Source organism: Dellaglioa sp. CoH-57-MRSF-20, from assembly GCF_056781955.1.
Genome location: NZ_JBXAXV010000046.1, coordinates 1 through 684, shown reverse-complemented (window position 1 = coordinate 684; position 684 = coordinate 1). Strand labels below are relative to the sequence as shown.

The following is a 684-nucleotide window of genomic DNA, read 5'->3' as shown; positions in this document are numbered from 1 at the left end:
GAACATACAGCAGCTCTTGGAGGTCGGTGATTCTGATTCGGCAGCATCCGTGATTCAGAAGCGCGCTCTTCAAACCTGTATTGATCTTGTTGCCGAAGTCGAAAACGGGATTCGCGAATCGAAGGGACGCTATGGTGTTCACTCGTTCAACAACCTGATGATGACTATTCGGGAACTTGTGACGGACATGCAGCAAACTCGGGATCGAGGTGCTATTGGTGTCACTATCAGCGAATCGGTTTTGCGGCCCATGATGCGTGATCTGGCTATGCTTGTCATGAACGAGACTATGACGATCATGGCCGCTGCAAAAGGCAGTATGAGCGTTGACGAGTTTAAAGACTTTCGTAAAGAAGTAGATGATAGTCGTGCTCGTATCGGCGCTGCCATGCAGCAGGCATATACAGAATCACGGGATCGCGTAATCGAGTTCATGCAACGTTAACCAGACGGGCTTTTCCATGTCTACAGGTCACATTCAAGCAATTCACTTTCTGGCGCTCGTGTGCGCCATCTACGGTGTTCGCGAATTTGCACATGAGGTATCGCTGCACATAGCAACGAAGGACTTTTGGTGGCTAAGAAAACGACATTGACCCGGGCCGAGATCGCGACGCTGATTAAACAACATGTCGCAAATTACTGGCGTGAAAAGATGTATGCGGTCAGCGCCGAAGTCGGTCT

At 49.9% G+C, this 684-nt stretch carries 1 protein-coding gene; it reads left to right on the top strand.

Annotation, left to right across the window (positions count from 1 at the left end; genetic code table 11):
* Window positions 1–445: hypothetical protein (locus AC1RPN_RS08005; protein WP_481763682.1), on the top strand; the 445-nt coding region annotated here is incomplete at its 5' end.
* Window positions 446–684: the final 239 nt, after the last annotated feature.